Here is a 24,551-nt window from a genome sequence, read left to right on the forward strand (position 1 = left end):
GGGCCGACCGGCCCGACTGCCGGGGTCAATTCGCCACCCGTTGATCGGCCTATGTCGGCGCCGATACCCGCCCGACGCGCCGGTCACGATCGCGGTGGTATTCGGGATCGCCGCATCGTCGCCGTTAACGAACGAGCGTCATGACGGTTCGGTAATGCCCTGTGGCACTTCGGCTTCGGTATCGTGGGCGAATCGGCGTTCGAGTTCGGCACCCTCGATATCGAGGTCGGGGATGTAGCGGGCGAACCAGCGCGGGTGGTACCACATCCGGTTTCCGATCAGGGCCATGACCGCGGGCACCAGGGTCAGCCGGACGATGAAGGCATCGAACAGCACGCCGATCGCCAGGGTGAATGCCAGTGGTTTGACGATCGGATTGTCGGTGGTGGTGAACGCGACGAACACCCCGAACATGATCAGCGCGGCGGCGGTGACGACGCGCGCGGAGTGCGCGACGCCGTTCTGCACCGAGGCGATCGCATCGGCGGTGCGGGTGTATTCCTCCTTGATCCGCGAGACGACGAAGATCTGATAGTCGCTGGACAGGCCGAAGATGATGGCCAAGGTGATGATCGGCAGGAAGCTCAGCGTCTGCGCCTTGTTGACATCGAAAAGACTTGCGCCCCAGCCCCATTGGAATACCGCCACCTGCGCGCCGAGGGCGGCGAACACCGAGAGGATGAAGCCGACGATCGAGGTCAGCGGGACGAGAATCGTACGGAAGGCGATGGTGAGCAAGAGCAGCGCCAGACCCACCACGACCGCGAGGAAGATGGGCAGTGCACCGGCCAGCCGCTTCGAGGTGTCGATATTGGCCGCCGTGGTACCACCGACCAGATACGTTGCGCCGGTGCCACTTTCGACGCGGTCACGGTCGTCACGCAACCGGTTCACCAGATCGGTCGTCGCGGAGTCGTTGGGGCCGGTCTTGGGAACGACCTGGATCAGCACCAACCCGTTCCCGGAGGCCGCGAGCTGTACGGCGGCGACGTCGGGTTCCTGCTGCAGCCGACCGATCAGCGTTTGCGCGGCGTCCGGGCCGGTGGCCTTGGACAGGTCGGTGACCACCAGCAGGGGTCCGTTGAAACCGGGACCGAAGGACCGGCTGACCAGGTCATAGGCCTTGCGGGCGGTGCTCTTCTCCGGCTGGGTGGCACCGCTGGGCAGCCCGAGGTCCATGCGGGTGGCCGGAATGGCCGCGGCGACGAGAATCGCTATGCCGAGAACCAGCAACGGGATACGGAATCGGGTGACGAAACGTCCCCACGCATGCCCGGCCGTGCGCTCGGGCTCGTAGGCGGCGATGCGCGCCACCTCCTCCGCCTTGCCCGGATGCAGCGGCGGTGAGATGAACCTGGCGACGGTGTCACCGGCGAAGCCCAGCAGCGCGGGCAGCAGCGTCAATGCGACGAGCATGGCCACCAGCACCGCGCCGGCGGCCGTCAGACCCATGACGGTGAGGAACGGTATGCCCGCCACCGTCAGCCCGCACAGCGCGATGATGACCGTTATCGCCGCGAATACCACCGAACTGCCCGCTGTCCCGACCGCCAGCGGAATCGCCTCCGACGCAGCCATTCCCAGCACGATGTGATGCCGATGCCGCGACAGGATGAACAGCGCGTAATCGATGCCACAGGACAGACCGAGCATCAGGGCCAGCGAGGTCGCGGCCGACGGCACGTCGACGAAGGCGGCCACTCCCAGAATCCCGGTGAGCCCGATACCGACACCCACCAACGCCGTAATGATGGGCAACCCCGCGGCGACCACCGCACCGAAGGTGATCAGCAGGATGACGAATGCCGCGACGATGCCGAGAAGCTCCGGGGTGTGCGGGATCTCGGCCGTGAAGCCCGGATACACCGCACCGGAGAACTGCACGTCGAGACCGGCCTCGCGCGCGGGGGCCGCGAGGCGGTCCACCCCGTCGAGGGTGTCCCCGCCGACCTCACCGGCCGACACCGAGAATTGCACGGTGCCCAGCGCGACACGCTGATCCGGCGACACCGCCTTGGCCTGGAACGGGTCGACGACCACAGCGACCTGCGGGAGTCCCTGCAACCCGGTCATCGTCTGTTCGATCTCGGTCCGCACCTGCTGGTCGGTCACCTTGGCCAGACCGGGCGTAGCGAACACGACTTGCATCTGCGCACCACTGAACGTCGGCATCCGCTGCCGCAGCAATGACACGGCATCCTGCGACTCGGTACCGGGAACCGTGAAATTGTCGTTCGTCTTCCCACCGGTTCCCGCGGCGAAACAGATCGCGCCGACCAACAGCACGATCCACACCGCCAGCACCCACCAGCGGCGACGCACTACCACCCGACCAAGAGCGAACAGATACCGAGACACGCGGGTCCTCTCCTCGAGACACCAACGGACACAGCAACGGAGCGAGCACGCACTACGTCGGTACGATAACACGCAATATGATGATTTCCTCATAAATGCAGAAACGGTCAGCAACTTAGCTGCAACAGTGTGCCGAACAGGGCTGGCGCGACGCCATCGGGGCCTTCGTCGACACCTTCGCCACCACCGTTCGGCCGCCTCCGCGGCGCCGCGGCGCTGCGCACCGGCACGGTCCGAGAACTGTGGTCTCAGGTGATGGCACAGTTCGTCGAGGACGCGGAGGCTCGATTTGCCGTAGCCGTAGACGCCCGGGCGTGACGGCGGGCCGGTACGGCGGAGGCCCACCGGTGCCCTCTTGTCAGCGGATACAGTGACCCACCACAGTGCAGGCGGCCGCCGATAGCTGCTGATCACGCCGCCCGGAAAGCTGCCGCCACGATCGCGATACCCGGCCTTCGCCATCTCCCGCCTGCGGACAGCCACATTGAGCCCGTAAGTCCCTGCAACACAGAGGTTCTCGCATGAGACGCCGCGGCAACCGTAATGGTCGCTATGATCGAATTGTCGGGGCCGGTGTTCTGCCTCGTGAGGTGATCGTATGGTTTGCTACCTCCGCAGCCGGTGCGAAGCCACGCGGCGACTCCCGCCGATGCCGAATCACCGGAATTCGGCACGGTGAGGCAATAGGCCATGCCGGAATTCGACCCCACCGCAACCCAGCGTGACCTGCAGGTCGGTCTCGCTGCCGAACTGGCCGCGGCCGGATTCTTCGACGCGCAGGAGATCGGGCGGGGCGGTTTCGGCGTCGTCTACCGCTGCTTCGAACGATCGCTGGACCGCGCCGTGGCGGTGAAGGTCCTCACCGCGGAATTCCGCGATGAGGACCGGGAACGGTTCGTCCGCGAACAGCATGCGCTGGGGCGGCTGTCGGGGCATCCGAACATCGTGCAGATCCTGCAGGCCGGTATCACCGCAACCGGTCGGCCCTATATCGTCATGCCGTTCCACTCCCGAGGTTCGCTGGAAAACCGGCTACGCACGACCGGACCGATACCGTGGGACGAGGTGCTGTCCATCGGTGAACGCATCGCCGGGGCGCTGGCCGCCGCACATGCCGAGGGAACCATCCACCGCGATGTGAAACCCGCCAATATCCTGGTCACCGACTACGACGAACCGCAACTGGCCGACTTCGGCCTCGCCCGCATCGGCGGCGGCTTCGAGACGGCGACCGGACTCATCACCGGCACACCCGCATTCACCGCACCCGAGGTGCTGGGTGGTGCGCAACCGAGCCCGGCTTCGGATATCTACAGTCTCGGCGCGACGCTGTTCTGCCTGTTGACCGGGCACGCGGCCTTCGAACGCCGGACCGGCGAGAGCGTAATGGCGCAATTCGTACGCATGACGACCGAGCCGATCCCGGACCTGAAGGGGACAGCGATTCCGGCCGATGCCGTCGCCGCCATCGAAGCGGCCATGGCGATCGATCCGGCGGCCCGCCCGGAATCCGCTGCCGCTTACCAGCATCTATTGCGGGACGCACTGCGCGACCACGTCCCGGCCGCCGGTTCCGCCCGCGCGGTCCGCGCCGAACCGGCGGCGCCGCAGTACGTCCTACCCCAGCCGGTAGGACCTGCGGTCCCACCGGCTGCGCTGACCAAATTCCGGCCACCGACGCCGCCGCGTGCGCTCGTGGGCCGTCCCCGGTTGCTGGGCATGCTGCGCGAAGGCCAGCAGCGTCGGCTGACCGTGATCCACGCGCCGGCCGGATTCGGAAAGAGCACCTTGGCCGCTCAATGGGCGAGCACCCTGGAATCCGAGGGGGTTCAGGTCGCCTGGCTCACCATCGATGGCGATGACAACAATGCCGTCTGGTTCCTGGCGCATCTGGTCGAGGCGATCCGCCGGATCCGACCGACGCTCGGCCGCGAACTGAACCAGATCCTGGAGGAACGCGCGACCGACGCCACCCGCTATGTGATCACCGCGTTGATCAACGAAATCCACTCCAGTGGGGAAACATTCGCGGTGGTCATCGATGACTGGCACCAGGTCACCAATCACGATGCGCTCGCGGCAATGGAATTCCTGCTCGACAATGCCTGCCACCACCTGCGCCTCATCGTCACCAGCCGAAGCCCGGCCGGACTCCCGATCAGCCGGATGCGCGTGCGCGACGAACTCGTCGAAATCGATTCCGAAGATCTGCGCTTCGACGATGCGGAGACCAGTTCATTCCTCCGCGATGTCAATCAGCTGCCACTGACCGCGGCCGATATCACGCAGCTACGCGAATCGACCGCGGGCTGGGCGGCCGCGCTGCAACTCGCGTCGATGTCCTTGCGCGGCAAGGAAAATCCCGCCGAATACATCGGACGGCTGTCCGGGCACAGCTACGCCATCAGCGAATACGTCGCGGCGAATGTACTGGACACTGTGGACCCCGCCCTGCTCGACTTCCTGGTGTCGACCTCGGTGACCGATACCATCTGCGGCGACCTCGCCAACACTCTCGCCGACGTGACATATGGACAGGAAATGCTCGAGGAGGCCGAGCATCTGGACCTGTTCCTGCGTCGCGTCGATGACGAGTCGGAATGGTTCCGATTCGACCGGCTCTTCGCGGATCTGATGCGGCACCGGCTCGCTCGTCAGGACCCGGCGCGGCTGCGACGGCTGCACGCGGCCGCATCGACCTGGTTCGCGGACCACAGGATGTTGCCCGAAGCGGTCGACCACGCCTTGGCCGCGAACGACGCCCCCGGCGCGGCGCGCATTATCGAGGAACACGGATTCGAACTGCTGGAACGGTCGAAGATGGCGACACTGCTCGGACTGGTTGCGAAGCTGCCACCGGCCTATGCGAATACGAACCCGCGGGTGCAACTGCTGGTGGCCTGGTCCGATGTGACGCTGCAACGCCTCCAGCCCGCCCGTACCGCACTGGATATGGTTGAGGCGATGCTGGATTCGGGCATGCGGGACGAGACCGAAACCGCCGATATGCGGGCCGAGGTTGCCCTGATCCGCGCCACATCGGGATTGTTCGCCGACGACTTCGAGTGCCTGCCGGAGCTGGTCCAGCAGCGCCTGCAGCAAGACGCTTCGGCGGGGGCGATCGACTCGTTCTTTGCCATGATCGGCGCCAACGTCGCGTCCATGTGCGCGATGTACAACTTCGATTTCGACGAGGCGCGCCGGTGGCAGCGGTGGGCCGCGCCGTATCACCCGAAGCGCACGGGCCCCTTCGGCATCGTATACGGCTACTGTCTGTCCGGTCTGGCGGCGAGTGAACAGCTCGATATCGCGGCGGCCGAATCCGAGCTGCGCACCGGGCTCGCGCTGGCGCAGACGATCGGAATGCACTCCTACGGCGCCCAGCTGGCTTCGGCTCTGCTCGGCGCGATTCGATACGACGTCGGCGATATCGCCGAGGCCGAGGCGCTGCTCGACGAAAGTGCCGCGCTGGGACCGGAATTCGCACTCGTTGATATCATGATGGCCACCTACGCCATCGGGGCGCGGGTCAAATCACTGCGCGGAGATATGGACGCAGCCGCGGCCCGACTGGCCGAGGGCGCCGAGATCGCGAAGAACCTCGCACTGCCCCGGCTCGCCGCGCGGATCGTGAACGAACGCGTGCGCATCGGGCTGCCCATCGATCCACAGGACCGTGACGCGCTGGTCCAACTGCCGCCGTATCGCCGCCTGCCGAACACCTTGCACACGCTTACCGCGGAATTCCAGCAGGACAGCGCGATTCGGCTATTGCTCGGCGCGCACTCCCCCGCCGCAACCGAGCAGGCCTGCACACGCGCCGAGGCGCTGGCGCGCGAAATCGCCGCCGATAACCGGCCCCGTGACATTACGGCAGCCGAACTCCTCTGGGCGGCCTGCCTTTCCGAGGCGGGACGGATGGACGAGGCGATCGCCGCCGCGGCCCCGGCACTTGCGCGCTGCGCCGAGCACGGACTGATCCGCTTCGTGGCCGACGAGGGCCGACCGCTGCGCCACATCCTGGAAGCCCTTTGCGCGGACCCCGCGGTGGCCCCCGATATCCCGCGTCCGTTCCTCCGCAAAGCCCTATCGGGATACGAGGTAGAACGCCCTTGATCACGGAGGCCGATCTCAGTGGCTCGAACGCCGCCATGTCACCCGGTGGGTGTAATACTCCGGAATATCAGCTATAGACCGGTCCCCGGCGTAGTAGCACGAGTTCGCGGACCCGCACCGATCGCAGCGGCAACTCACAGGCCGGCGGAACCACAATTGAATCCGACGTCAACTTCAATTAGTGTCGGAGCCGTCCCGGGGCTCGGTCCGCTCCCGACGGACACCTTGATCGTCGCGCATGAGCATGGAGGTTTCTGGCCGTGAAGAGCCGAGAGGTACATCTGGTGGCCCGCCCCACCGGGGAACCAGCACCATCCGATTTCCGCATCGTGACGACGGATGTCCCCGATCCCGGCAGCGGGCAGCTGCTGGTTCGCAACGACTGGATGTCGGTCGACCCCTATATGCGCAACCGCATGAACGACGTGAAGTCCTACATTCCGCCGTTCCGGCTCGACGCCGCCATGGACGGCGGCGCGGTGGGTACGGTCGTCGCCTCGGGAGTGCCCGGCGTCGAAGTCGGTGCGACCGTGCTGCACGATCTCGGATGGCGGGAGTATGCGCTGCTGGACGCCGGGCACGCGCGAGTCGTCGACACCACCCTGGCTCCGGCCGAGAGCTACCTCGGCCCGCTCGGCATCCCCGGACTGACGGCATATGTCGGCCTGAAGGAAATCGCGCCGGTCCGGCCGGGTGATGTCGTCTTCATTTCGGGCGCGGCGGGCGCCGTCGGCCTCGCCGCCCGCCGGGTGGCCGAGCACTTCGGCGCGGCGCGGATCATCGGGTCGGCGGGCGGTCCGGAGAAGGCGCGGCGGCTGGTCGAGGAGTTCGGTTACGACGCCGCGATCGACTACCGGGCGGGCAGTCTGGGGAAACGGTTGCACGAGGCGGCCCCGGACGGCATCGACGTCTACTTCGACAATGTCGGCAGCGACCATTTGCAGGCGGCGATCGGCTCGATGCGCAATTTCGGCCGCATCGCCCTGTGCGGAGCCGTCGCCGGGTACAACGCCGAAACCCCGCCGCCCGGCCCGAAGAATCTGGCGCTCGCGGTGGTGCGCCGACTGTCGTTGCGCGGCTTCATCGTCACCGACCACAGTGACCTCGCCGCGGAATACGCGGCACTCGCAGCGGACTGGGTGCGCGACGGCAGCCTCCGCGTCCCCACTACGGTGCAGACAGGTATCGACACCGCCGTCGACGCCCTCCTCGGCCTGCTACGCGGCGCCAATACCGGCAAAATGCTGGTCCGACTGACTGCTGAGGAGAACTGATGCAGGTCGGCAATGCGGTCGCGATCGTCACCGGTGCCGCTGGCGGCATCGGCGCGGCGATTGCGCAACGGCTGCTCGAACACGGCGCCCGAGTCCTGATCACCGACCGCGACGCCGATCGGCTCGCGGCGACCACCCGCCGCCTGACCGCCGAATTCGCGGGCGCGGTGTCCGGGCTGGCCGCTGACGCCGCATCCGAATCCGATCTCCGCAAGCTCATCGATACGGCCACCAGCGAATTCGGTCCGGTGGACATGTTCTTCGCCAATGCCGGTGTCGGCGGCGGCCCCGGACTCGACGCCAGCGACACACAGTGGGAGCAGGCGTTGCAGGTGAACGTCATGGCCCATGTGCGGGCGGCGCGGTTGCTCGTTCCCGATTGGCTGGAGCGCGGCGGCGGCTACTTCGTGAGCACCGCGTCGGCGGCGGGGCTGCTCACCCAAATCGGTTCGGCCACCTACACGGTCTCCAAGCACGGCGCGGTCGGATTCGCCGAATGGCTGGCGGTGACCTACGGGGACCGCGGGGTACGCGTCAGCTGCCTGTGCCCGATGGGTGTCGATACCGCCATGCTCACCGGACTCGGCGCCGATGGCGGACCCGTCGGCGACCTCGCCACCCGGGCCGTCACCGGAGCCGGGGCCGTACTGCGTCCCCTCGACGTAGCGGATCGGGTGATCGAGGCGGTCGAGGACGAGCGGTTCCTCATCCTGCCGCATGCGGAGGTCCGAGAATTCCTGCACCGCAAGGTTTCCGATCACGACCGGTGGATCGCGGGCATGCAGCGCTACCGGAGGTCGCTGACATGAGCGGGCGCACCGCGGTGCTGTTCGATTTCGGCGGGGTGCTCACCACGGCCGTGCTCACCGCATTCGCCGAATTCGGCGCGGAGCTGGGCGATTCTCGGCTGCCGCTGCGGCTGCTCACCCGTGATCCGGAAAGCAGTGCGCTGCTGGTGGATCACGAAGAGGGCCGCATCGGTCAGTGCGCGTTCGAGGAGGGGTTCGCGCGGCGGCTGCGCGCGCACGGCGCCGATATCGAGGCCGTGGGCCTGGTCGATCGCATCCAGTCTCGGCTGCATCCCGACCCGGCGATGATCCGGCTGGTCGCCGATGTCCGCGCCGCGGGCTATCGCGTTGGGCTGCTGTCGAATTCGCTCGGCGACGACTGCTATTCGGGCTTCGACCTGCCGACCATGTTCGACGCGGTGACCATCTCCGCGGAGATCGGCGTCCGCAAACCGTCGCGCCGGGCCTATCTCATCGGCTGCGAACGACTCGGCGCCGCGCCGGAGCAGACCATCATGGTCGACGACCTCGAACAGAACATCACCGCGGCCGAACTGCTCGGACTCGGCGGCATTGTGCACCGCGACGCCGAATCGACGGCCGCCCGGCTGTGGCCCGCGCTGCAGCCGCGGGGGCAAAGCCTCAACTGACCCACCCACCTTGCGGCGCAGTCGCTTTCGACAGCTCGCACCGACGATCGGAGCCTCGATGGATCTGTTCACAACATCCGACCGCACCCGGCAATATCAGCGCGATCTGCTCGCTTTCATGGACGAATGCGTCTACCCCGCCGAGGCGGTGTACGAGAAGCAGATGGCCGCATCCGGCGACCCGCACCACCATCCGCAGATCATCGAGGAACTCAAGGCCGAGGCCCGTGGCCGCGGCCTGTGGAACCTCTTCCATCCGCATCCCGAATGGGGTCCGGGCCTGACCAACCTGGAGTATGCCCCGCTGGCCGAGATCATGGGCCGCAGCGCGCATCTGGCACCGGAGGCGTGCAACTGCTCCGCCCCCGATACCGGCAATATGGAGGTGCTCACCCTCTTCGGCACCCAGGAGCACCGCGAACGCTGGCTGGAACCGCTGCTCGCGGGCACCATCCGCTCCGCCTTCGCGATGACCGAGCCCGCCGTCGCCAGCTCTGATGCCACCAATATCCAGCTGAGCATGGTGCGCGACGGCGACCACTACGTGCTCAACGGTCGCAAGTGGTTCGCCTCCAACGCTTTGCACAAGAACTGCAAGGTGCTCATCGTGATGGGCAAGACCGATCCGGACGCGGCCAAGCACCGGCAGCAGTCGATGATGGTGCTGCCCATCGACGCGCCGGGCGTCACGGTCATGCGCAATCTTCCGGTCTTCGGCTACGCCGACCGCGAGGGCCACGCCGAGATCGACTTCTCCGATGTGCGGGTCCCCATCACCGATGTGCTCAAGGGCGAGGGCGAGGGTTTCGCCATCAGCCAGGCCCGGCTGGGGCCGGGTCGCATCCACCACTGCATGCGTGCCATCGGCATGGCCGAACGCGCGCTGGAGCTGATGTGCGCCCGCGCCGAAACGCGAATCACGTTCGGACAGAAGCTGAGTGAGCGCGCCAATATCCAGGACTGGATCGCCGAGGCCCGCATCGATATCGAACAGGCCCGGCTGCTGACCCTCAAGGCCGCCTGGATGATGGATACGGTCGGCAATAAGGCGGCCCGGACCGAGATCGCCGCGATCAAGATCGCCGCACCGGAGATGGCGCTGCGGATCGTGGACCGGGCGATCCAGGTGCACGGCGGGGCCGGTGTCACCGACGACTTCCCGCTCGCCAGCATGTACGCGCACCTGCGCACGCTGCGTCTCGCCGACGGCCCGGACGAAGTGCACAAACGGACCATCGCGCACGCCGAACTGGGTAAGTTCAGGGCCGGCGGGGCGTAGGACGGATAGGAACGAATGCAGACAAGTAGCGAACTCATTCGGCCCACCGCGGACGCGACCGGTTTCGATATCGATGCGGCCGCGTTCGTGGACTGGGTGTCCGGACTCGGTTCGGCCTGTACCACGCCGGTGCGGGCCGAACGGGTCGGCATCGGCCAGTCCAATCTGACCTTCCTGATCACCGATGCCGAAGGGCGGCGCTGGGTATTGCGCCGTCCGCCACTGGGCCACCTGCTCGCGTCCGCGCACGATGTGGCGCGGGAGGCCCGCGTCATGTCGGCCCTGGCACCTACCGATGTCCCGGTGCCGCGCGTGCACGATGTCCGGCCCGAGGGCGATATCCGGCTCGTGCTCATGGAATTCGTCGACGGGCTGGTCATCGACGGGGTCGAGACCGCCGAACGACTCACCCCCGACCTGCGCCGCAGCGCCGGGCTGTCACTGGTGCAGACGCTGGCCCGAATCCATGCCGTCGACCTGGAAGCCACCGCGCTGATCGACCTCGCCAGTCACAAACCGTATGCCGAGCGACAGCTCAAACGGTGGTCGGCACAGTGGGAGAAGTCGAAAACCCGGGACCTGTCGCTGGTGGACCGCCTCACCGAACGGCTCCGAACCGCCGTTCCCGAACAGCGCGAACTCGCGCTCGTGCACGGCGATTACAACCTCCGCAATGTGATCACCACACCGGATACGGGTGCGATCGCCGCCGTACTCGACTGGGAGCTGTGCACCCTCGGCGATCCGCTCGCCGATATCGGCAGTCTGCTCGCCTATTGGCCGATGCCCGGCGAAGCGGCCATCCCTGGTACCGAAATGTGCACGCTCCCAGGGTTTCCGTCACGGTCCGAACTGGTCGAGGAGTATCTCGCGATCACCGGACGGGACCGCCGTGCACTCGGCTTCTGGCATGCCCTCGGCCTGTGGAAACTCGCGATCATCGCCGAAGGTGTGTTCCGCCGCGCCCTCGACGACCCGCGCAACCGTGCCATGGCCGGCACCCCTACTACGGATCTGATCGACGGACTCGTCGACACCGCCGACCGGGTCGCCACCGAAGCCGGATTCTGAGCCGATACTTGCCTGTCTCCCTGCTCATATCGGCAGGGAGACAGTCTGGTTCGCATACTCGCTCGAACGAAGTGACCGCCGGACGCACAGTGCTCGGCGGTCACTTCTTTCAGTTCTTCAGGGCACGAGAACCGACAGCGCCTCGGCAATGCAGGCGGGCTTATCGCCACCCTCGCGTTCGATGGTCACCCGGGCCGTCACCTGGACTCCCGCATTGGTCGGTTTGATCTCCGCCAGCTCCACGCCCGCCCGCACCCGACTGCCGGAGGGCACCGGCGACGGGAAGCGAACCTTGTTGCAGCCGTAGTTGATACCCATCTTCAGCCCGTCGACGCGATATACCTGCGAGACCAGCAGGGGCAATAGCGACAGGGTCAGGTACCCGTGTGCAATGGTGGTGCCGAACGGGCCCTGCGCGGCCCGCTCCGGATCGACATGGATCCACTGGTGGTCACCGGTCGCCGCGGCGAACAGATCGATCTGCTCCTGGGTCACGGTATGCCACTCGCTGTAGCCGAGATGGGTACCGACGGCCTGCTCCAGCTCACCGATTCCATTGAATACCTTCATATTCGCCCCCACACTCAGACCGTCGGCGCACCGGCGACGTAGAGCACCTGACCGGTGACGTACGACGCGCCCTCGCTGACGAAGAACGATACCGTATGCGCGATATCCTCCGGCTTGCCGACACGTCCCACCGGAATCCGCGCCACCAGGGTCTTGCTGAACTCCTCGAACGAAACACCCATGCGCTCGGCGGTCGCGGCGGTCATCTCGGTCTCGATGAAGCCCGGCGCGATGGCGTTGACCGTCACCCCGAATTTGCCGAGTTCGATCGCGAGAGTCTTGGTGAATCCCTGCAATCCGGCCTTGGCCGCGGAGTAGTTGGCCTGGCCGCGGTTGCCGAGCGCGGAGGTGCTGGAGAGATTGACGATGCGACCCCAGCGCGCCTCGGTCATGTACTTCTGCACCGCGCGGCTCATCAGGAAGGACCCGCGCAGGTGCACGTTCATGACCGTGTCCCAATCGTCGATGGTCATCTTGTACAGCATGTTGTCGCGAATGACGCCCGCATTGTTCACCAGGACGGTCGGCGCACCCAGTTCGGCGGCGACCCGCTCCACCGCCGCGGCGACCGCCTGCTCGTCGCCGACGTTCGCACCCACCGCGAGCGCCCGGCCGCCAGCCGATTCGATCTCGGCGACAACGGCTTTGCCCGCCTCTTCCTCGAGATCCAGGACGGCGACGGCGAATCCGTCGGCCGCCAGCCGCCGTGCGGCGGCCGCGCCGATGCCGCGCGCGGCGCCGGTCACAATGGCGGTACGGGTTGTCTCACTGCTCATTACGGTTCTCCCTTATCGAATTCGGTTGGCACCGTTTACGGTTCGAAAACTATGCGGCCGACGGTCTTGCCGTCGGCGAGGCGCTGCAGTCCGGCGGCCACATCATCGAGCGGCAGCCGCTCGCCGATCAGCGGTTTCACCAGACCCTGATCGGCCAGCCCGGTCAGCTCCCGGTGGCAGTCGCGCACCGCCTGTGGATCCTTACCGCGGTACAGACCCCAGTGCAGACCGACGATCGAATAGTTCTTCACCAGGGCGTGATTGAGCGCGGCGGACTGGATCTGCCCGCCCGCGAAACCGACGACGAGAATGCGGCCCTCGAAGGCGATGCATTTGGTGGACCGCTGATACACCTCACCACCGACCGGGTCGTACACTACATCCGCGCCGCGACCGTCGGTGGCGTCCCGGACGATCGACACGAAGTCCTGCGCGCTGCGATCCACCACGATATCGGCGCCCAGTGCCCGCGCCACTTCGGCCTTGGCCGCACTGCCGACCACCCCGATCACCTTCGCCCCGGCCGCCTTGCCCAATTGCACCGCCGCGCTGCCGACACCACCGGCCGCCGCGTGCACCAGCAGCGTCTCCCCCGACCGCAGGCCCGCGCGCCGATGCAGCCCGAACCAGCCCGTCTGGTAGCCGATGAAGAATGCGGCGGCCTCGGCATCGTCGAGCGACGCGGGGGCGGGGAAGACATCGACGGCGTCCATGACCGCCAGTTCCGCGAATCCGCCCCACGGCAGCGCCGCACCGCCGAGCACCCGGTCGCCGACCGCGATGCCGTCGACACCGGCACCGATCGCGATCACCTCCCCGCACAGTTCGACTCCGGGAGTGAACGGCAGTTCCGGTTTGACCTGGTACTCGCCCCGGCACATCAGCACATCCGGGAAGTTCGCCGCGGCGGCGCGGGTCCGCACCACCACCTGGCCGGGCCCCGGCATCGGATCGTCCAGTTCGACCGGCCGCAGCACCTGCGCCGGTTCGCCCAGTTCCGTTACCTGCCAAGCCTTCACGCCACACCTCCGGTGAGGGTGACCCCACCGTCGACGACGATCAGCTGTCCGGTCAACCACGCCGCGTCGGCGGAGAGCAGGAAGGCGGCGACGCTGCCGATGTCCTCGGGCTCGCCGAGGCGCTTGAGCGGATACGCCGCGGCGACCTCCTGCTCGCGGCCGTCGTAGAGCGCGGTGGCGAAGCGGGTCTTCACCACGGCGGGCGCGATCGCGTTCACCCGGATCGACGGGCCGAGTTCGACCGCCAACTCCTGGGTGATGTGCACCAGCATCGCCTTGGTGGCCCCATAGAACCCGATGCCGGGCGCAGGCTTGATTCCGGCCACGGACGCGACATTGACCACCGCGCCGCCGTGCTCACCCATCCACGCCTTGTGCGCCTGCTGCACCCAGGAGATGGCGGCCAGGCAGTTCACCTCGAACACCTTGCGGGCGGCGTCCAGGTCGAGTTCGACCATCGGCCCGTACACCGGATTGATACCGGCATTGTTGACCAGGAAGTCGACCGAACCGAAGGCCTCCAGCGTGCGGTCGATGGCCGCGCGCTGATGATCGACGTCATCGGCTCGTCCCGCGACGGCGACGGCATGCTCCGGTCCGCCGAGTTCGGCGACCACCGCATCCAGCGCGTCCTGTTTGCGGGCGGTCACACAGACCCGCGCGCCGTCGGCCACCAGCCGCTGCGCGATGGCCAGCCCGATACCGCGGCTGGCTCCGGTGACGATCGCCGTTTTTCCGTCGAAACGACCCATGTCGTAAGCCTTTCCTGATGCTGAGGTGCCCGCCCCAGCGTCACCGAATTTGAATCCGACGTCAAGTTCATGAGCGATCGCATTGCGCGTGATCCGGGTCACAGAGATGATCGAAGTGAATACAGCTCGCGCCGGCCCGATGCCGGCTCAGCGAACTTCCTTCAGCTGAAGGGCGTTGAACCACAATTGATTCAGCGTCTTCACCAGCTTTTCGAAGGAGATCTTCTGCCCCTCGACGAATACGAAATAGGCCATGCGGCTCACCATGCTCGACAGCGCCTGCGAGGTGATCGCGGCATCCAGCTCGGCATCAACCAGGCCGCGCTCCTGCAGATTCCGGATCATCTCGGCATTGCGCTCGACGAATGCCATCGCGCGCTCGAATCGCAGCACCCGGAATTTCTCGTCGATTTTCGACACCTGCTCGAGCACGGCCATCAGCCGCGCATTGCGCCGATACGACTGCAGATACTCGCGATTGGCGGCGGCGATCAGCTCGCGCGGATCATCGATGCCGACCCGCTCCCGAATATGCGGGTGCAACATCTCCTCGCGCACCTGCTCGACGACCGCGGCGAAGATCTCTTCCTTGCTGTCGAAGTAGGTGTAGAACGATCCGGATGCAACCCCGGCCTCCTTGGAGATGTCACTGATCCTGGCATCGAGGAAGCCGTCCCGTTCGAACACCTCACGCGCCGCGGTCACCAGCGCGGTCCGGGTGCGCATCCCCCGCTTGCTACGCGGGGGCACCCGACCGGACTGGTCCTCGATGGCTTCCTGGGCGTTCACCGTCTCACTCGCTGTCGTCGGACTCGCTGACGTCGTGGATCGTAACAGCGTGCGCCGCTCCCCCAACCCCACGACGTACGGCAGGCACGGGAGGGCGACCAGGAGCAACGCACCATCTATTGAACATGACGCCGAATTCAAGTAGCGTTCCGACGCACTGACGTGGCCTGCGTCACATCAGACCTCTCCCACCTCTGGATCGGGAGAAAGCCATGCCTGCGAATCCGGCTGCCCCGACAGCATCGGATCAGCGGAAACGACCCGACAGGGAGACACCGTGACCAATGTCGCCGACCGCTTCTGGCAACACGCCACCGAACGCCCCGAGGCCACCGCGCTGCTGACCGCGGACGCCCACATCTCCTACGGCGAATTGGCCCGCCGCAGCGCGGCCTATGGCGGCCAGCTCCGCGAAGCCGGTATCGCCACCGGCGACCGGGTGCTGCTGGTGGCGCCAACCGTGGCCGAATTCGTCATCGCTTATCTGGGCGCGCAACTCATCGGGGCCATCACCATCACCATGAACACCATGGCCACCGTGCCCGAAATCGGTTACGTACTGGATGATTCCGGCGCGCGGATGGCGATCGCATGGCACAGCGCACGCGATGCCGCCCAGCGGGCGGCCACCGAACGGAATCTCCCGTTACTGGTGCTCGAGCCCGGCGCGCACGCCGAGCCGAACAGTCCGGTGACCGAACCGGTGCACCGCGGCGCCGACGACACCGCGGTGCTGCTCTACACCTCGGGCACCACCGGCAAACCGAAGGGCGTCGAGCTCACCGTCGCCAATCTCAACGAGACCGCCCGAATCTTCACCGATCAGCTGCGGCTGGGCCCGGAGGATCGCTTCGGCACCGGGCTGCCGCTGTTCCATGTCTTCGGACAGGCGGTATGCCTGGTGACCGCGCTCAACGCGGGCGCATCCTTCGCCATGGTGACCCCGTTCGAACCACGGGCCATGATCGAGATGATCCGCGATCGCCAGCTCACCCATGTCGCCGGAGTTCCGACCATGTGGAATGCCATGCTGCACGCCGCCGGTGACTACGGCCCCGCGGACTTCGCGAGCCTGCGGCTGGCGGCCTCCGGTGGAGCGTCACTGCCCGGTGAGGTGATCCGGGCCTTCTCGGACCGCTTCGGCGCCACCATCCTCGAGGGTTACGGACTCACCGAATCCACCGGCGCGGCCACCTACAATCCGCTCGATCGCGAACAGCGGGTGGGATCGGTGGGTGCCGCCCTGCCGGGGACCTCGATCGAGGTTCGCGACCTCGATGGAAAGGTGGTGCCCGCCGATACCGTCGGCGAGATCTTCGTGCACGGCCCGAGCATCATGAAGGGGTACTGGAATCGGCCCGATGCCACCGCCGCCGAATTGTCCGACGGCTGGTTGAAGACCGGCGATCTGGGCCGCGTCGACGCCGACGGCTATGTCTACATCGTCGACCGCGCAAAGGACCTCATCATTCGCGGCGGGTACAACGTGTACCCACGCGAGGTCGAGGAGGTCCTCTACCAGCATCCGGACATTGTCGAAGTGGCGGTGATCGGCATTGCGGACGACCGATACGGCGAGGAGGTCGGTGCGGTCGTTGCCGCCACACCCGGCGTCGAGCTCGAACCCGAGCAACTGCGGTCCTGGGCCAAGGAGCGGCTGTCGGCCTACAAGGTGCCACACCGGTTCGCCTTCACCGACCAGCTGCCCAAGGGCGCCACCGGCAAGATTCTCAAGCGCGCTATCGATCCGAACCTGTTCACAGACAAGGCATCCCGTTGACAGCAGTACCCACCGCGACCGGCACCGCCGACTCGAGCGAACTCGGCCGCGTCCTGGTCCACGAGCACGTCTTCATACTCGGCGAGGAATTCCGGCAGAACTATGCCGACTGGGACGAGGACGCCCGCATCGACGACGCCGTGAAACAGCTCGACGAGCTGAAGTCGCTCGGCATCGACACCATCCTCGACCCGACCGTACTCGGGCTGGGACGGTACATCCCGCGCATCCAGCAGATCGCGGCCCGCACCGATCTGCGGATCATCGTCGCCACCGGTATCTACACCTACAACGACGTCCCCTTCCAATTCCATTACACCGGACCGGGATTGCTGTTCGACCGGCCGGAACCGATGGTGGAAATGTTCGTCAAGGACCTCACCGAGGGCATCGCGGATACGGGTGTGCGCGCCGGATTCCTCAAGTGCGCCATCGAGGAACCCGGACTGACGCCCGGCGTCGAACGCGTCATGCGCGCGGTCGGACAGGCCTCGGCACAAACGGGTGCGCCGATCACCGTGCACACCAACCCGCACACCCGGTCCGGCCTGGTGGCGCAGCGAGTGCTGGCCGAGGAGGGCGCGGATCTGAGCCGGGTGGTGATCGGCCATTCCGGCGACACCACCGACGTCGACTACCTCACCGAAGTCGCCGATGCGGGATCGCTGCTCGGCATGGACCGATTCGGGCTCGACGTCCTGCTGCCTTTCGAGGATCGGATCGACACCATTGTCGAACTGGTGCGGCGCGGCTACCGGGACAAGATCGTTATCGCCCATGACGCAGCCTGCCACATCGACTGGTTCGACCCCGATGCCAAGGCGCAGGTGGCGCCCAAGTGGAACTACCGCCACATCAGTGCGGATGTGCTTCCGGCACTACTCGAACGGGGGCTCACCGAGGACGATATCGACGCGATCCTGGTGCGCAATCCGCGCCGCTACTTCGAGAACGGCGCGCAATCCGAGTAACGCAGGAACGCAAGCAGATTCGATGACTCGACGGCCGCATGGATTTCGGTGCGGCCGTCGAAACGCAGCCACTCGGACACAACGAGATACCGGAGCGATCCCTTGACCACGGTCTCCCCACACAGCGCCCGCCTGACGTTCCGCGCTCTCGAGCCGGTACACGGCATGATCTACTTCACTCCATATGGCCCGGATGAGTACCGCGAGCTGGGCATCACCGATCCGCGCATGATGTACTTCGCATCCCGGTCCGCGGCCTTCGGCCCGGTGCCGGACACGGTCACCATTGCCACCTTTTTCAACTTCAATCCGGCCGCGGTGCGCGCCGTCATCCCCGCCGCATGGGAAATCTCCGCGCCCGCAGATATTTTGCGAGCCCGACTGCGTGCTGTCGACCGGTCACTTCGGCAGGCGTGGGGCGACGACATCACCGGCCCCGAGGTGCGCGAAGCCGCCGACCTCGCCCGGCAAGCGGCCGAACGCGCTTGTGCACGCCCACATGGCCGTCCGCTGTTCGCGGCGCACGCGACGCTGCCGTGGCCCGATGAACCACATCTGATGCTGTGGCATGCGCAGACATTGCTGCGGGAATACCGCGGCGACGGACACGTCGCCCTGCTGATGACGGAGGGGCTCGACGGCACGGAAGCATTGATCACGCACAGTGCGACCGGTGAGATATCGCCGGAAGTGTTGCGCGCGAGCCGATCCTGGAGCGAAGCGGAATGGGCCGCCAGTGTGCGACGGCTGCGGGTGCGGGGTTGGCTGGCCGACGATGATCTCGTGCTGAGCGAGTACGGCGCCGAACGGCGCAGCGCGATCGAGAGCCGGACCGACGAACTCGCGGTCCATCCGTACGAAGCGATCGGCGAAGCGGGATGCGCGCGCCTGCGTGCCCTCGCCGCGCCTTTGGCGATCCGGGTGATGGAAGCTGACCTCGGCTTCCCAGCCCCGCTGTCGGCGCGCTATCGGCAGGCGATCCAGGCCCAGGTGCGGTAGGCCTCGACGATTCAGCCGATGCTGCGGGCGAAGTCGATCAGTGCCGCGCTGACTTCGGCCGCGCGTTCCTGTTGAATCCAGTGTCCCGCCCCGTCCAGGACAATCGAGGTTCGCAGGTCGGAAAGCACGGCGGTCATCTTGCTGGTCGGGGTGAACCGGATGACCGCGTCTTGCGATCCGGCAATGAACAGCGTCGGCTGGTGGATCTTCGCATCGGCCAGATGCGCGGCCAGCTCCCAGTTGCGGTCGAGGTTGCGGTAGTAGTTGAGCCCGCCGGTGAATCCGGTGGTGGTGAACGTTTCGATGTAGTACCCGAGTTCGGCCTCGCTCAGCCAGGCCGGGGCGAGCATCTCCGAACCGTTGCCGTTCAGCAGATCCCGGGCGCTGACGACGTCGTCCTGCAGCAGGGTGCGGCGCACGTCCGATGCGAGCGCCGCATCGGCGACGCCCGGTTCCTGGAACCAGCACATATAGAAGTCCTCGCCCAGCCGGGACCGCAGTATCGGCAGTGGTGGCGCCGCCGATCGCGGCGTGGCCGGAACACTCAGTCCCGCGACGGCCCGCACTCGATCCGGATGCCGAACGGCCAGTTGCCAGACCACCGAGGCACCCCAGTCATGGCCGACGAAGATCGCGTCCTCGATATCGGCATCGTCGAGCACACCGACGAGATCAGTACACAGCGCGGCGACGTCGTAGTCCTCGATCCGGTCCGGACGCGAGCTGCCGCCGTATCCGCGCATATCCGGGGTCAGCGTCCGGAAACCGGCCTCGGCGAGTGCGAAAACCTGGTGGCGCCAGGAGAATCCGAGTTCGGGAAAGCCATGGCAGAACACCACGGCAGGACCGTCGCCGTGGTCGACGACGCGCAACTCGATCCCATTCGTCGCGACCTGACGGCTGCCGAGCCGCAGCCATTCGTCCAGCAGATTGCGTGTGTCCATCTCGAAGGTCACCTCGTGTACCACGGCACCATAGGCTCATCACCGTATTCAATTCTGACGTCAAGTTCAACTATCGGTGGCGAACCTGCGGCACAGCACGCCCTTCGGATTTCGGTAACCGCACCTCCAGTAGCTCTCACTGCGCAACCGCGAGCACGTGATACCGACCATCGGCGGCGGCAACCACAGGCGACTACCTGTCGAACGAATCAGCGGGTCAGGAGAAGGAATGGGGCGGCAGGCGCGGGGTGGTCGGGTTCTCGCTGATCCGCTCAGCCGGAGTAGTGGACACCGGTCAGCTTCTCGGAGACCTCCCAGAGGCGGCGCTGTCTCTCGCGGTCCATCGAGCGGGAGCTGGATTTCACCCGATCAGGATAGCCTCGGATCTCGAAAAGACCTGAGGGCCCATAGTATTCGCTGCCCTTCGCCGTGGGATCGGTCGCGGCACGGAGGGTGGGTAGCGCACCCATGGCGGGGGTGCGCCCGAGGAGGTGGGCGATGGCCAGGTTGGGCAGCCGGAAGGCCGCCGGGGAATACCGGAATACCTCCGTGCTGGCGCCACCGGGATGTGCGGCCAGAGCATGTGCCGACGTTCCGGCGAGGTGGCGATCGAGCTCGTAGGTGAACATCAGATTCGCCAATTTCGATTTCCCGTAGGCGTTTCCGACGCAGGCTGCCGGATCGTCGAGGTCGATACGACCGAAGCGGTGGCCGATGCTGCTGACGGTCACCACCCGCGCAGTCTCGGATGCGAGGAGGCGATCCAGGATAAGTCCGGTCAAGGCGAAATGGCCGAGATGATTGATCCCGAACTGGATTTCGAACCCGTCCTCGGTGGTGCCGGACAGTCCGGTGACGCCGGCGTTGTTGATCAGCAGATCGACCCGGTCGTAGCGGCTGCGGACGACCTCGGCTGCGGCACGGACCGACGCGAGGGACGCCAGGTCGACAGTGATCGTGTCGATCGTCGCACCGGGCACCCGCACTGCGATGCGCTCGGCAGCGTCCGTCGCCTTGCCGAGATTGCGGCAGGCGAGCACGACCGTGGCGCAGCGCTCAGCCAGCGCACGCGCCGTTTCGAACCCGAGTCCAGTGTTGGCGCCGGTGACGACCGCTACTCGCCCGGTCAGGTCGGGCATATCGGCTTCGGACCACTTGCTCACGGAATCACTCCTAACATGAACGGTGCGTTCACATTAAAGTGAACCATTCGTTCACGTTGTCGGCAAGGCAAGCCCAGAAAGGTGTCACTGAGATGACGGACCGACCCAGACGCGCCGACGCGCTGCGCAACCGCGAGGCGATCGTCGCCGCCGCACGTGAACTCGTCGTCGCCCAAGGACCCGACGTCGGCATGGACGAGATCGCCGCCGCCGCGGGTGTCGCCGTCGGCACGCTGTACCGGCATTTCCCGGCCAAGCAGGATCTGATCGAGGGCATCGTGACCGGCCTGACCGAGGCGATCGGCCGGTCGCTGGATTCGGCACTTGCCAGGGTCGAGCACGGCACGAGCTCGGCCGTCGACGAGCTGGTCGCGCTACTGCGGCGCGTAGTGATCGACATGCGACAGGAACGTCTAATCCGATTCGCCGTCGCCGGAGTAGCCGAAGATTCCCTACGGGAAATCCAGGCACGCGGCCGCGCCGCCGTCGAGCACCTGGTCGCCGTCGCACACGGGACCGGCTCGCTCTACCCGGACATCACCACCGACGACGTGGTCCTGCTCTTGTCCACCGCACCCGCCGACACCACGGCCGAGGTGGAGCAATTGCGATGGCTGACACTGGTACGTCGAACGCTCACACCGGAACCGCCGCCGGAATGCAGGCCGTGACCCTTCCGAAACGAGACAACCAAGCCACGGAACCCGTTGGGCGACATGGCCTAGACCTGCGCGGCAATCAGGATCCGCGCACCGGAACGGCGCAGCAGTTCGGCGATGTGCTTGCCGGACAGGCCGCCATTGATCGGCGCGGCGACACCGGCCAATTGGGCAGCCAGCGTCGCGGGGATCAACTCGGCACAGGTGGGCGCGATCAGCGCGACCGCGGAACCGCGGCGAACACCGAGTTCGTGCAGCAGATTCGCATATCGGTGGACCGCGGCGAGCAGCTGAGAGTAGGTGCACCGCACCGGTTCCCGCCATCGCGCGGCCTCGGGCAGCACCGTCAGCGCAATACGGTCCGGCCACCGACTCGCGGCCCGCGTCAGCAGGGCGTAGGTCGATTCCGGCAGCCCGCGCTCGGCCAGTGGTACGGATTCGATATCGGGCAGGTCGCCGGGCGACTCATAGCGTGGTCACAGCGGGTTTTCGGTCACCGCCTGCTCGGTCATCGGGCGTACCGCACGACCGTGCGCTGGCGGCCCAGATCGATCGCGCTGTCATCGGTGGCGATCGCGGCCTCCACCACGTCACCCTCCTGCAGATACTTCGGATTCTTGGCCTGTCCCTCGAAGAACAGCTTCCATTTGACCGCCGCTGGCAGCAGATTGGCGATGAACTGCACCGGCTTGGGCGGTGCGCTGATCGCCGTGCCGACCGGGGTTCCGGTGAGCAGCAGATCGCCCGCGTCCATGCGCTGGAATCGGGTCAGTTCCCGCAGGGTTTGCACCGGCCGGTAGATCATGTCCGCGACCGTCATATCCTGGCGTACTCGGCCGTTGACCCACAGCCGCAGCCGCAGATCGGTGAACCGCTTCAGCTCATCGGCGTCCAGCAGCACCAGCGCCGGACCGACCGGGGTGCAGGTCGGATATGACTTCGCCTCGTAGAACTGGGTTTTCGGCAACTGCACATCACGGGCGGACACATCGTTGGTGACGACGAGTCCGGCAATGTAGTCGGCGAGGTTGTCGGGGGTGATCTCGGTGCCGACCGGCATCTCACGGCCGAAGACGAGCCCGATCTCCACCTCGTAGTCCAGCAGCCGCACATGTGCGGGCCGTACCACGTCGTCGTACGGGCCGCTGATCGATCCGGAGGCCTTCCGGAAGAAGGCCAGCGGCACGGTCTTCGGGTCCATGCCCGAGTCGGTCACATGCGAGACGAAATTCGTCATCTGCGCCACCACCCGGCACGGAGCGGTGACCGGCGAAATCAGCGAAAGGCTTTCGACGGCAACGAGATCGGAGTTCGCGTCGGCGGCGGCGATCGCCGGTCGGTCGGCCAGCAGCGCACCGGTCGTGGTCGCCGCGGTGTCGATGCGGGCGGCACCACCTGGTGTCTGCACCCACCAGGCGTCGACCGTGCGAAGTACGGAAACACTCATGAATTGGCTACTTTCAACAGGCCGCGCAGGCGGCGGATATCGAATTCGTTGTCCTCGCGCAGCGCGTCGACGATCGCGCGCAGTTCACGCACCGATTCCCGGCCGGGCGTGATGCCGAGGAAGTCCTTGGTGACCGGCGGCCCCCACTGGGCGAGTCCGGACGCGCTCATCGGCGCCCACCCCGGCTCGAGGGTGCAGTCGAACATGTCGCCGTCACTGAAATGTTCGACCATGAACCCGTCCGGATCGCGCCAGTAGTCGAAGATCTGGCTGCCCTGGATATGGCGGCCGATCCCCCACGACCGGTGGTATCCGCGCTCGCGCAGATACTCGCCACCGGCGGCGAGCGCATCCAGATCGGCCACCTGGTAGGCCGAGTGGACATATCGGTTCGACGGACCGAGTGTCAGCGCCAGGGTGTGATGATCAGTCGGCACCGTGCCCTGATCACAGCGGATGAAGCTCATCACCGGCCCACGCTCGCGCTGCCCCGAGTAGTACAGGAAGTCGCTGACTAGCAAACCCAGGTGCTGCAGATACCAGTCGAGCGTTTCCCGATATGTGGTCGTCTGCACGACGACATGTCCGAGCCGCTGCACCAGGGCGGGCTCGCGCGGCGGCCGCTGCGTGCCGTTCACCCGCTCCAGCTTGTGCCCGAAGTTGAAGGTGTGCGGCTCCTGGGCTGGTAGGGCATCGAGTACCCGCGTCTCGGCGACAACCCGGACCCGCAGGCCGCTGGGGTCGGTCAGATCCACCACCAGTCCGCCCAGACTGTCGGTCAGCGGCAGCACCTTCGCACCGGCCGCCTCCGCCAAGCGCACCAGATCGGCGGCATCGCCCGCCCGGAACGCCGGGCCGAGGAACCGCGAACGGGCACCCCGGCGAATGCGCACGCAGGGCGCCCCCGCATCGGTACCGCGCAGCTGCAACTCCTCGGCGGTGCGCAGCGATGTCGTGAATCCGAATGCGCGAGCGAATATTTCGGCACCGTCGAGGTCCGGCTTCGCGAACTCCAACCAGGCCAGATCCTGCACTTTGACGATCGGATTCCGCGCCCGCCCCGGATGCTCACCGGGCCGAGCGCCCTGCGCGCTGTGCAGACCCGCATGCGGGTCGTGCTGGTCGGTCATCGGACCCTCCCTTCTG

The 24,551-nt window shown here is 66.5% G+C and carries 20 protein-coding genes and 1 pseudogene; 10 read left to right on the plus strand and 11 right to left on the minus strand.

The window, feature by feature from the left end:
* Positions 1 to 138: 138 nt before the first annotated feature.
* The gene (locus ACWEO2_RS22540; RefSeq protein ID WP_452407107.1) at positions 139 to 2,358 is read right to left on the minus strand and encodes an MMPL family transporter; all 2,220 of its coding nucleotides are present in this window, start codon (positions 2,356 to 2,358) and stop codon (positions 139 to 141) included.
* 690 nt (positions 2,359 to 3,048) lie between these two features.
* On the opposite strand from ACWEO2_RS22540, the gene ACWEO2_RS22545 reads away from it, so the two are divergent.
* From ACWEO2_RS22545 to ACWEO2_RS22570, 6 genes are all read left to right on the plus strand, one after another.
* Entirely contained in the window at positions 3,049 to 6,474 is a 3,426-nt protein-coding gene (locus ACWEO2_RS22545) for a protein kinase domain-containing protein (RefSeq protein ID WP_452407108.1), read from the plus strand.
* A 260-nt stretch (positions 6,475 to 6,734) separates the two neighbouring features.
* The gene (locus tag ACWEO2_RS22550) at positions 6,735 to 7,748 is read left to right on the plus strand and encodes an NADP-dependent oxidoreductase (protein WP_452407109.1); all 1,014 of its coding nucleotides are present in this window, start codon (positions 6,735 to 6,737) and stop codon (positions 7,746 to 7,748) included.
* Complete coding sequence (locus tag ACWEO2_RS22555; RefSeq protein ID WP_355185746.1) at positions 7,748 to 8,557, plus strand: SDR family oxidoreductase; 810 nt, start codon at positions 7,748 to 7,750, stop codon at positions 8,555 to 8,557. The genes ACWEO2_RS22550 and ACWEO2_RS22555 overlap by 1 nt, the downstream gene beginning before the upstream one ends.
* Entirely contained in the window at positions 8,554 to 9,186 is a 633-nt protein-coding gene (locus ACWEO2_RS22560) for an HAD family hydrolase (protein WP_452407110.1), read from the plus strand. The genes ACWEO2_RS22555 and ACWEO2_RS22560 overlap by 4 nt, the downstream gene beginning before the upstream one ends.
* Positions 9,187 to 9,244: 58 nt before the next feature.
* Positions 9,245 to 10,465: an acyl-CoA dehydrogenase family protein gene (locus ACWEO2_RS22565; RefSeq protein WP_452407111.1), complete on the plus strand. Its 1,221-nt coding sequence runs from the start codon at positions 9,245 to 9,247 to the stop codon at positions 10,463 to 10,465.
* A 15-nt stretch (positions 10,466 to 10,480) separates the two neighbouring features.
* Positions 10,481 to 11,536 carry a phosphotransferase family protein gene (locus ACWEO2_RS22570; protein WP_452407112.1) on the plus strand — a complete coding sequence of 352 codons (1,056 nt, stop codon included), beginning with the start codon at positions 10,481 to 10,483 and terminating at the stop codon, positions 11,534 to 11,536.
* Positions 11,537 to 11,653: 117 nt separating this feature from the next.
* On the opposite strand, the gene ACWEO2_RS22575 is transcribed toward ACWEO2_RS22570, so the two are convergent.
* The 5 genes from ACWEO2_RS22575 to ACWEO2_RS22595 form a co-directional block, all read right to left on the minus strand.
* On the minus strand, positions 11,654 to 12,106 hold the full coding sequence (locus tag ACWEO2_RS22575; protein WP_452407113.1) for a MaoC family dehydratase: 453 nt from the start codon (positions 12,104 to 12,106) through the stop codon (positions 11,654 to 11,656).
* Positions 12,107 to 12,120: 14 nt separating this feature from the next.
* Entirely contained in the window at positions 12,121 to 12,882 is a 762-nt protein-coding gene (gene fabG / locus ACWEO2_RS22580; RefSeq protein ID WP_452407114.1) for a 3-oxoacyl-ACP reductase FabG, read from the minus strand.
* A 35-nt stretch (positions 12,883 to 12,917) separates the two neighbouring features.
* Complete coding sequence (locus ACWEO2_RS22585) at positions 12,918 to 13,901, minus strand: NADPH:quinone oxidoreductase family protein (protein ID WP_452407115.1); 984 nt, start codon at positions 13,899 to 13,901, stop codon at positions 12,918 to 12,920.
* Entirely contained in the window at positions 13,898 to 14,653 is a 756-nt protein-coding gene (locus tag ACWEO2_RS22590) for an SDR family oxidoreductase (protein WP_354953626.1), read from the minus strand. The genes ACWEO2_RS22585 and ACWEO2_RS22590 overlap by 4 nt, the downstream gene beginning before the upstream one ends.
* Before the next feature lie 147 nt (positions 14,654 to 14,800).
* Positions 14,801 to 15,442 carry a TetR/AcrR family transcriptional regulator gene (locus tag ACWEO2_RS22595; protein WP_452407116.1) on the minus strand — a complete coding sequence of 214 codons (642 nt, stop codon included), beginning with the start codon at positions 15,440 to 15,442 and terminating at the stop codon, positions 14,801 to 14,803.
* 277 nt (positions 15,443 to 15,719) lie between these two features.
* Between ACWEO2_RS22595 and ACWEO2_RS22600 the strand changes: the two genes are divergently transcribed.
* The 3 genes from ACWEO2_RS22600 (at position 15,720) to ACWEO2_RS22610 (ending at position 19,192) form a co-directional block, all read left to right on the plus strand.
* Positions 15,720 to 17,222, plus strand: coding sequence for a long-chain-fatty-acid--CoA ligase (locus tag ACWEO2_RS22600; RefSeq protein ID WP_452407117.1), 1,503 nt, complete (start codon positions 15,720 to 15,722; stop codon positions 17,220 to 17,222).
* Positions 17,219 to 18,193 carry a phosphotriesterase family protein gene (locus tag ACWEO2_RS22605; protein WP_452407118.1) on the plus strand — a complete coding sequence of 325 codons (975 nt, stop codon included), beginning with the start codon at positions 17,219 to 17,221 and terminating at the stop codon, positions 18,191 to 18,193. Before ACWEO2_RS22600 ends, ACWEO2_RS22605 begins: the two co-directional genes overlap by 4 nt.
* A 102-nt stretch (positions 18,194 to 18,295) precedes the next feature.
* Positions 18,296 to 19,192: an SCO6745 family protein gene (locus ACWEO2_RS22610; RefSeq protein WP_452407119.1), complete on the plus strand. Its 897-nt coding sequence runs from the start codon at positions 18,296 to 18,298 to the stop codon at positions 19,190 to 19,192.
* Between the two features lie 11 nt (positions 19,193 to 19,203).
* Here the strand turns inward: ACWEO2_RS22610 and ACWEO2_RS22615 are convergent, their stop codons facing one another.
* Positions 19,204 to 20,136, minus strand: coding sequence for an alpha/beta fold hydrolase (locus tag ACWEO2_RS22615; RefSeq protein WP_452407120.1), 933 nt, complete (start codon positions 20,134 to 20,136; stop codon positions 19,204 to 19,206).
* 272 nt (positions 20,137 to 20,408) lie between these two features.
* Entirely contained in the window at positions 20,409 to 21,299 is an 891-nt protein-coding gene (locus ACWEO2_RS22620; protein ID WP_452407121.1) for an oxidoreductase, read from the minus strand.
* A 92-nt stretch (positions 21,300 to 21,391) separates the two neighbouring features.
* Between ACWEO2_RS22620 and ACWEO2_RS22625 the strand changes: the two genes are divergently transcribed.
* Positions 21,392 to 21,970 carry a TetR/AcrR family transcriptional regulator gene (locus ACWEO2_RS22625; protein ID WP_452407122.1) on the plus strand — a complete coding sequence of 193 codons (579 nt, stop codon included), beginning with the start codon at positions 21,392 to 21,394 and terminating at the stop codon, positions 21,968 to 21,970.
* Positions 21,971 to 22,029: 59 nt separating this feature from the next.
* Here ACWEO2_RS22625 and ACWEO2_RS22630 read toward each other — a convergent pair.
* From ACWEO2_RS22630 to ACWEO2_RS22640, 3 genes and pseudogenes are all read right to left on the minus strand, one after another.
* Positions 22,030 to 22,410, minus strand: a pseudogene (locus ACWEO2_RS22630) (AMP-binding protein); the annotation flags it as partial.
* A gap of 56 nt (positions 22,411 to 22,466) precedes the next feature.
* Complete coding sequence (locus ACWEO2_RS22635; RefSeq protein WP_452407123.1) at positions 22,467 to 23,405, minus strand: fumarylacetoacetate hydrolase family protein; 939 nt, start codon at positions 23,403 to 23,405, stop codon at positions 22,467 to 22,469.
* Positions 23,402 to 24,535, minus strand: coding sequence for a VOC family protein (locus tag ACWEO2_RS22640; RefSeq protein ID WP_452407124.1), 1,134 nt, complete (start codon positions 24,533 to 24,535; stop codon positions 23,402 to 23,404). The genes ACWEO2_RS22635 and ACWEO2_RS22640 overlap by 4 nt, the downstream gene beginning before the upstream one ends.
* Positions 24,536 to 24,551: the final 16 nt, after the last annotated feature.

Source organism: Nocardia sp. NPDC004278 (genome assembly GCF_053602975.1).

Excerpts from the sequence above, each read along its gene's own strand:
- ACWEO2_RS22545 (WP_452407108.1), top strand. The coding sequence starts at position 3,049 with ATGCCGGAATTCGACCCCACCGCAACCCAGCGTGACCTGCAGGTCGGT.
- ACWEO2_RS22555 (WP_355185746.1), top strand. The coding sequence starts at position 7,748 with ATGCAGGTCGGCAATGCGGTCGCGATCGTCACCGGTGCCGCTGGCGGC.
- ACWEO2_RS22560 (WP_452407110.1), top strand. The coding sequence starts at position 8,554 with ATGAGCGGGCGCACCGCGGTGCTGTTCGATTTCGGCGGGGTGCTCACC.
- ACWEO2_RS22565 (WP_452407111.1), top strand. The coding sequence starts at position 9,245 with ATGGATCTGTTCACAACATCCGACCGCACCCGGCAATATCAGCGCGAT.
- ACWEO2_RS22570 (WP_452407112.1), top strand. The coding sequence starts at position 10,481 with ATGCAGACAAGTAGCGAACTCATTCGGCCCACCGCGGACGCGACCGGT.
- ACWEO2_RS22575 (WP_452407113.1), bottom strand. The coding sequence starts at position 12,106 with ATGAAGGTATTCAATGGAATCGGTGAGCTGGAGCAGGCCGTCGGTACC.
- fabG (WP_452407114.1), bottom strand. The coding sequence starts at position 12,882 with ATGAGCAGTGAGACAACCCGTACCGCCATTGTGACCGGCGCCGCGCGC.
- ACWEO2_RS22590 (WP_354953626.1), bottom strand. The coding sequence starts at position 14,653 with ATGGGTCGTTTCGACGGAAAAACGGCGATCGTCACCGGAGCCAGCCGC.
- ACWEO2_RS22615 (WP_452407120.1), bottom strand. The coding sequence starts at position 20,136 with ATGGACACACGCAATCTGCTGGACGAATGGCTGCGGCTCGGCAGCCGT.
- ACWEO2_RS22625 (WP_452407122.1), top strand. The coding sequence starts at position 21,392 with ATGACGGACCGACCCAGACGCGCCGACGCGCTGCGCAACCGCGAGGCG.
- ACWEO2_RS22635 (WP_452407123.1), bottom strand. The coding sequence starts at position 23,405 with ATGAGTGTTTCCGTACTTCGCACGGTCGACGCCTGGTGGGTGCAGACA.
- ACWEO2_RS22640 (WP_452407124.1), bottom strand. The coding sequence starts at position 24,535 with ATGACCGACCAGCACGACCCGCATGCGGGTCTGCACAGCGCGCAGGGC.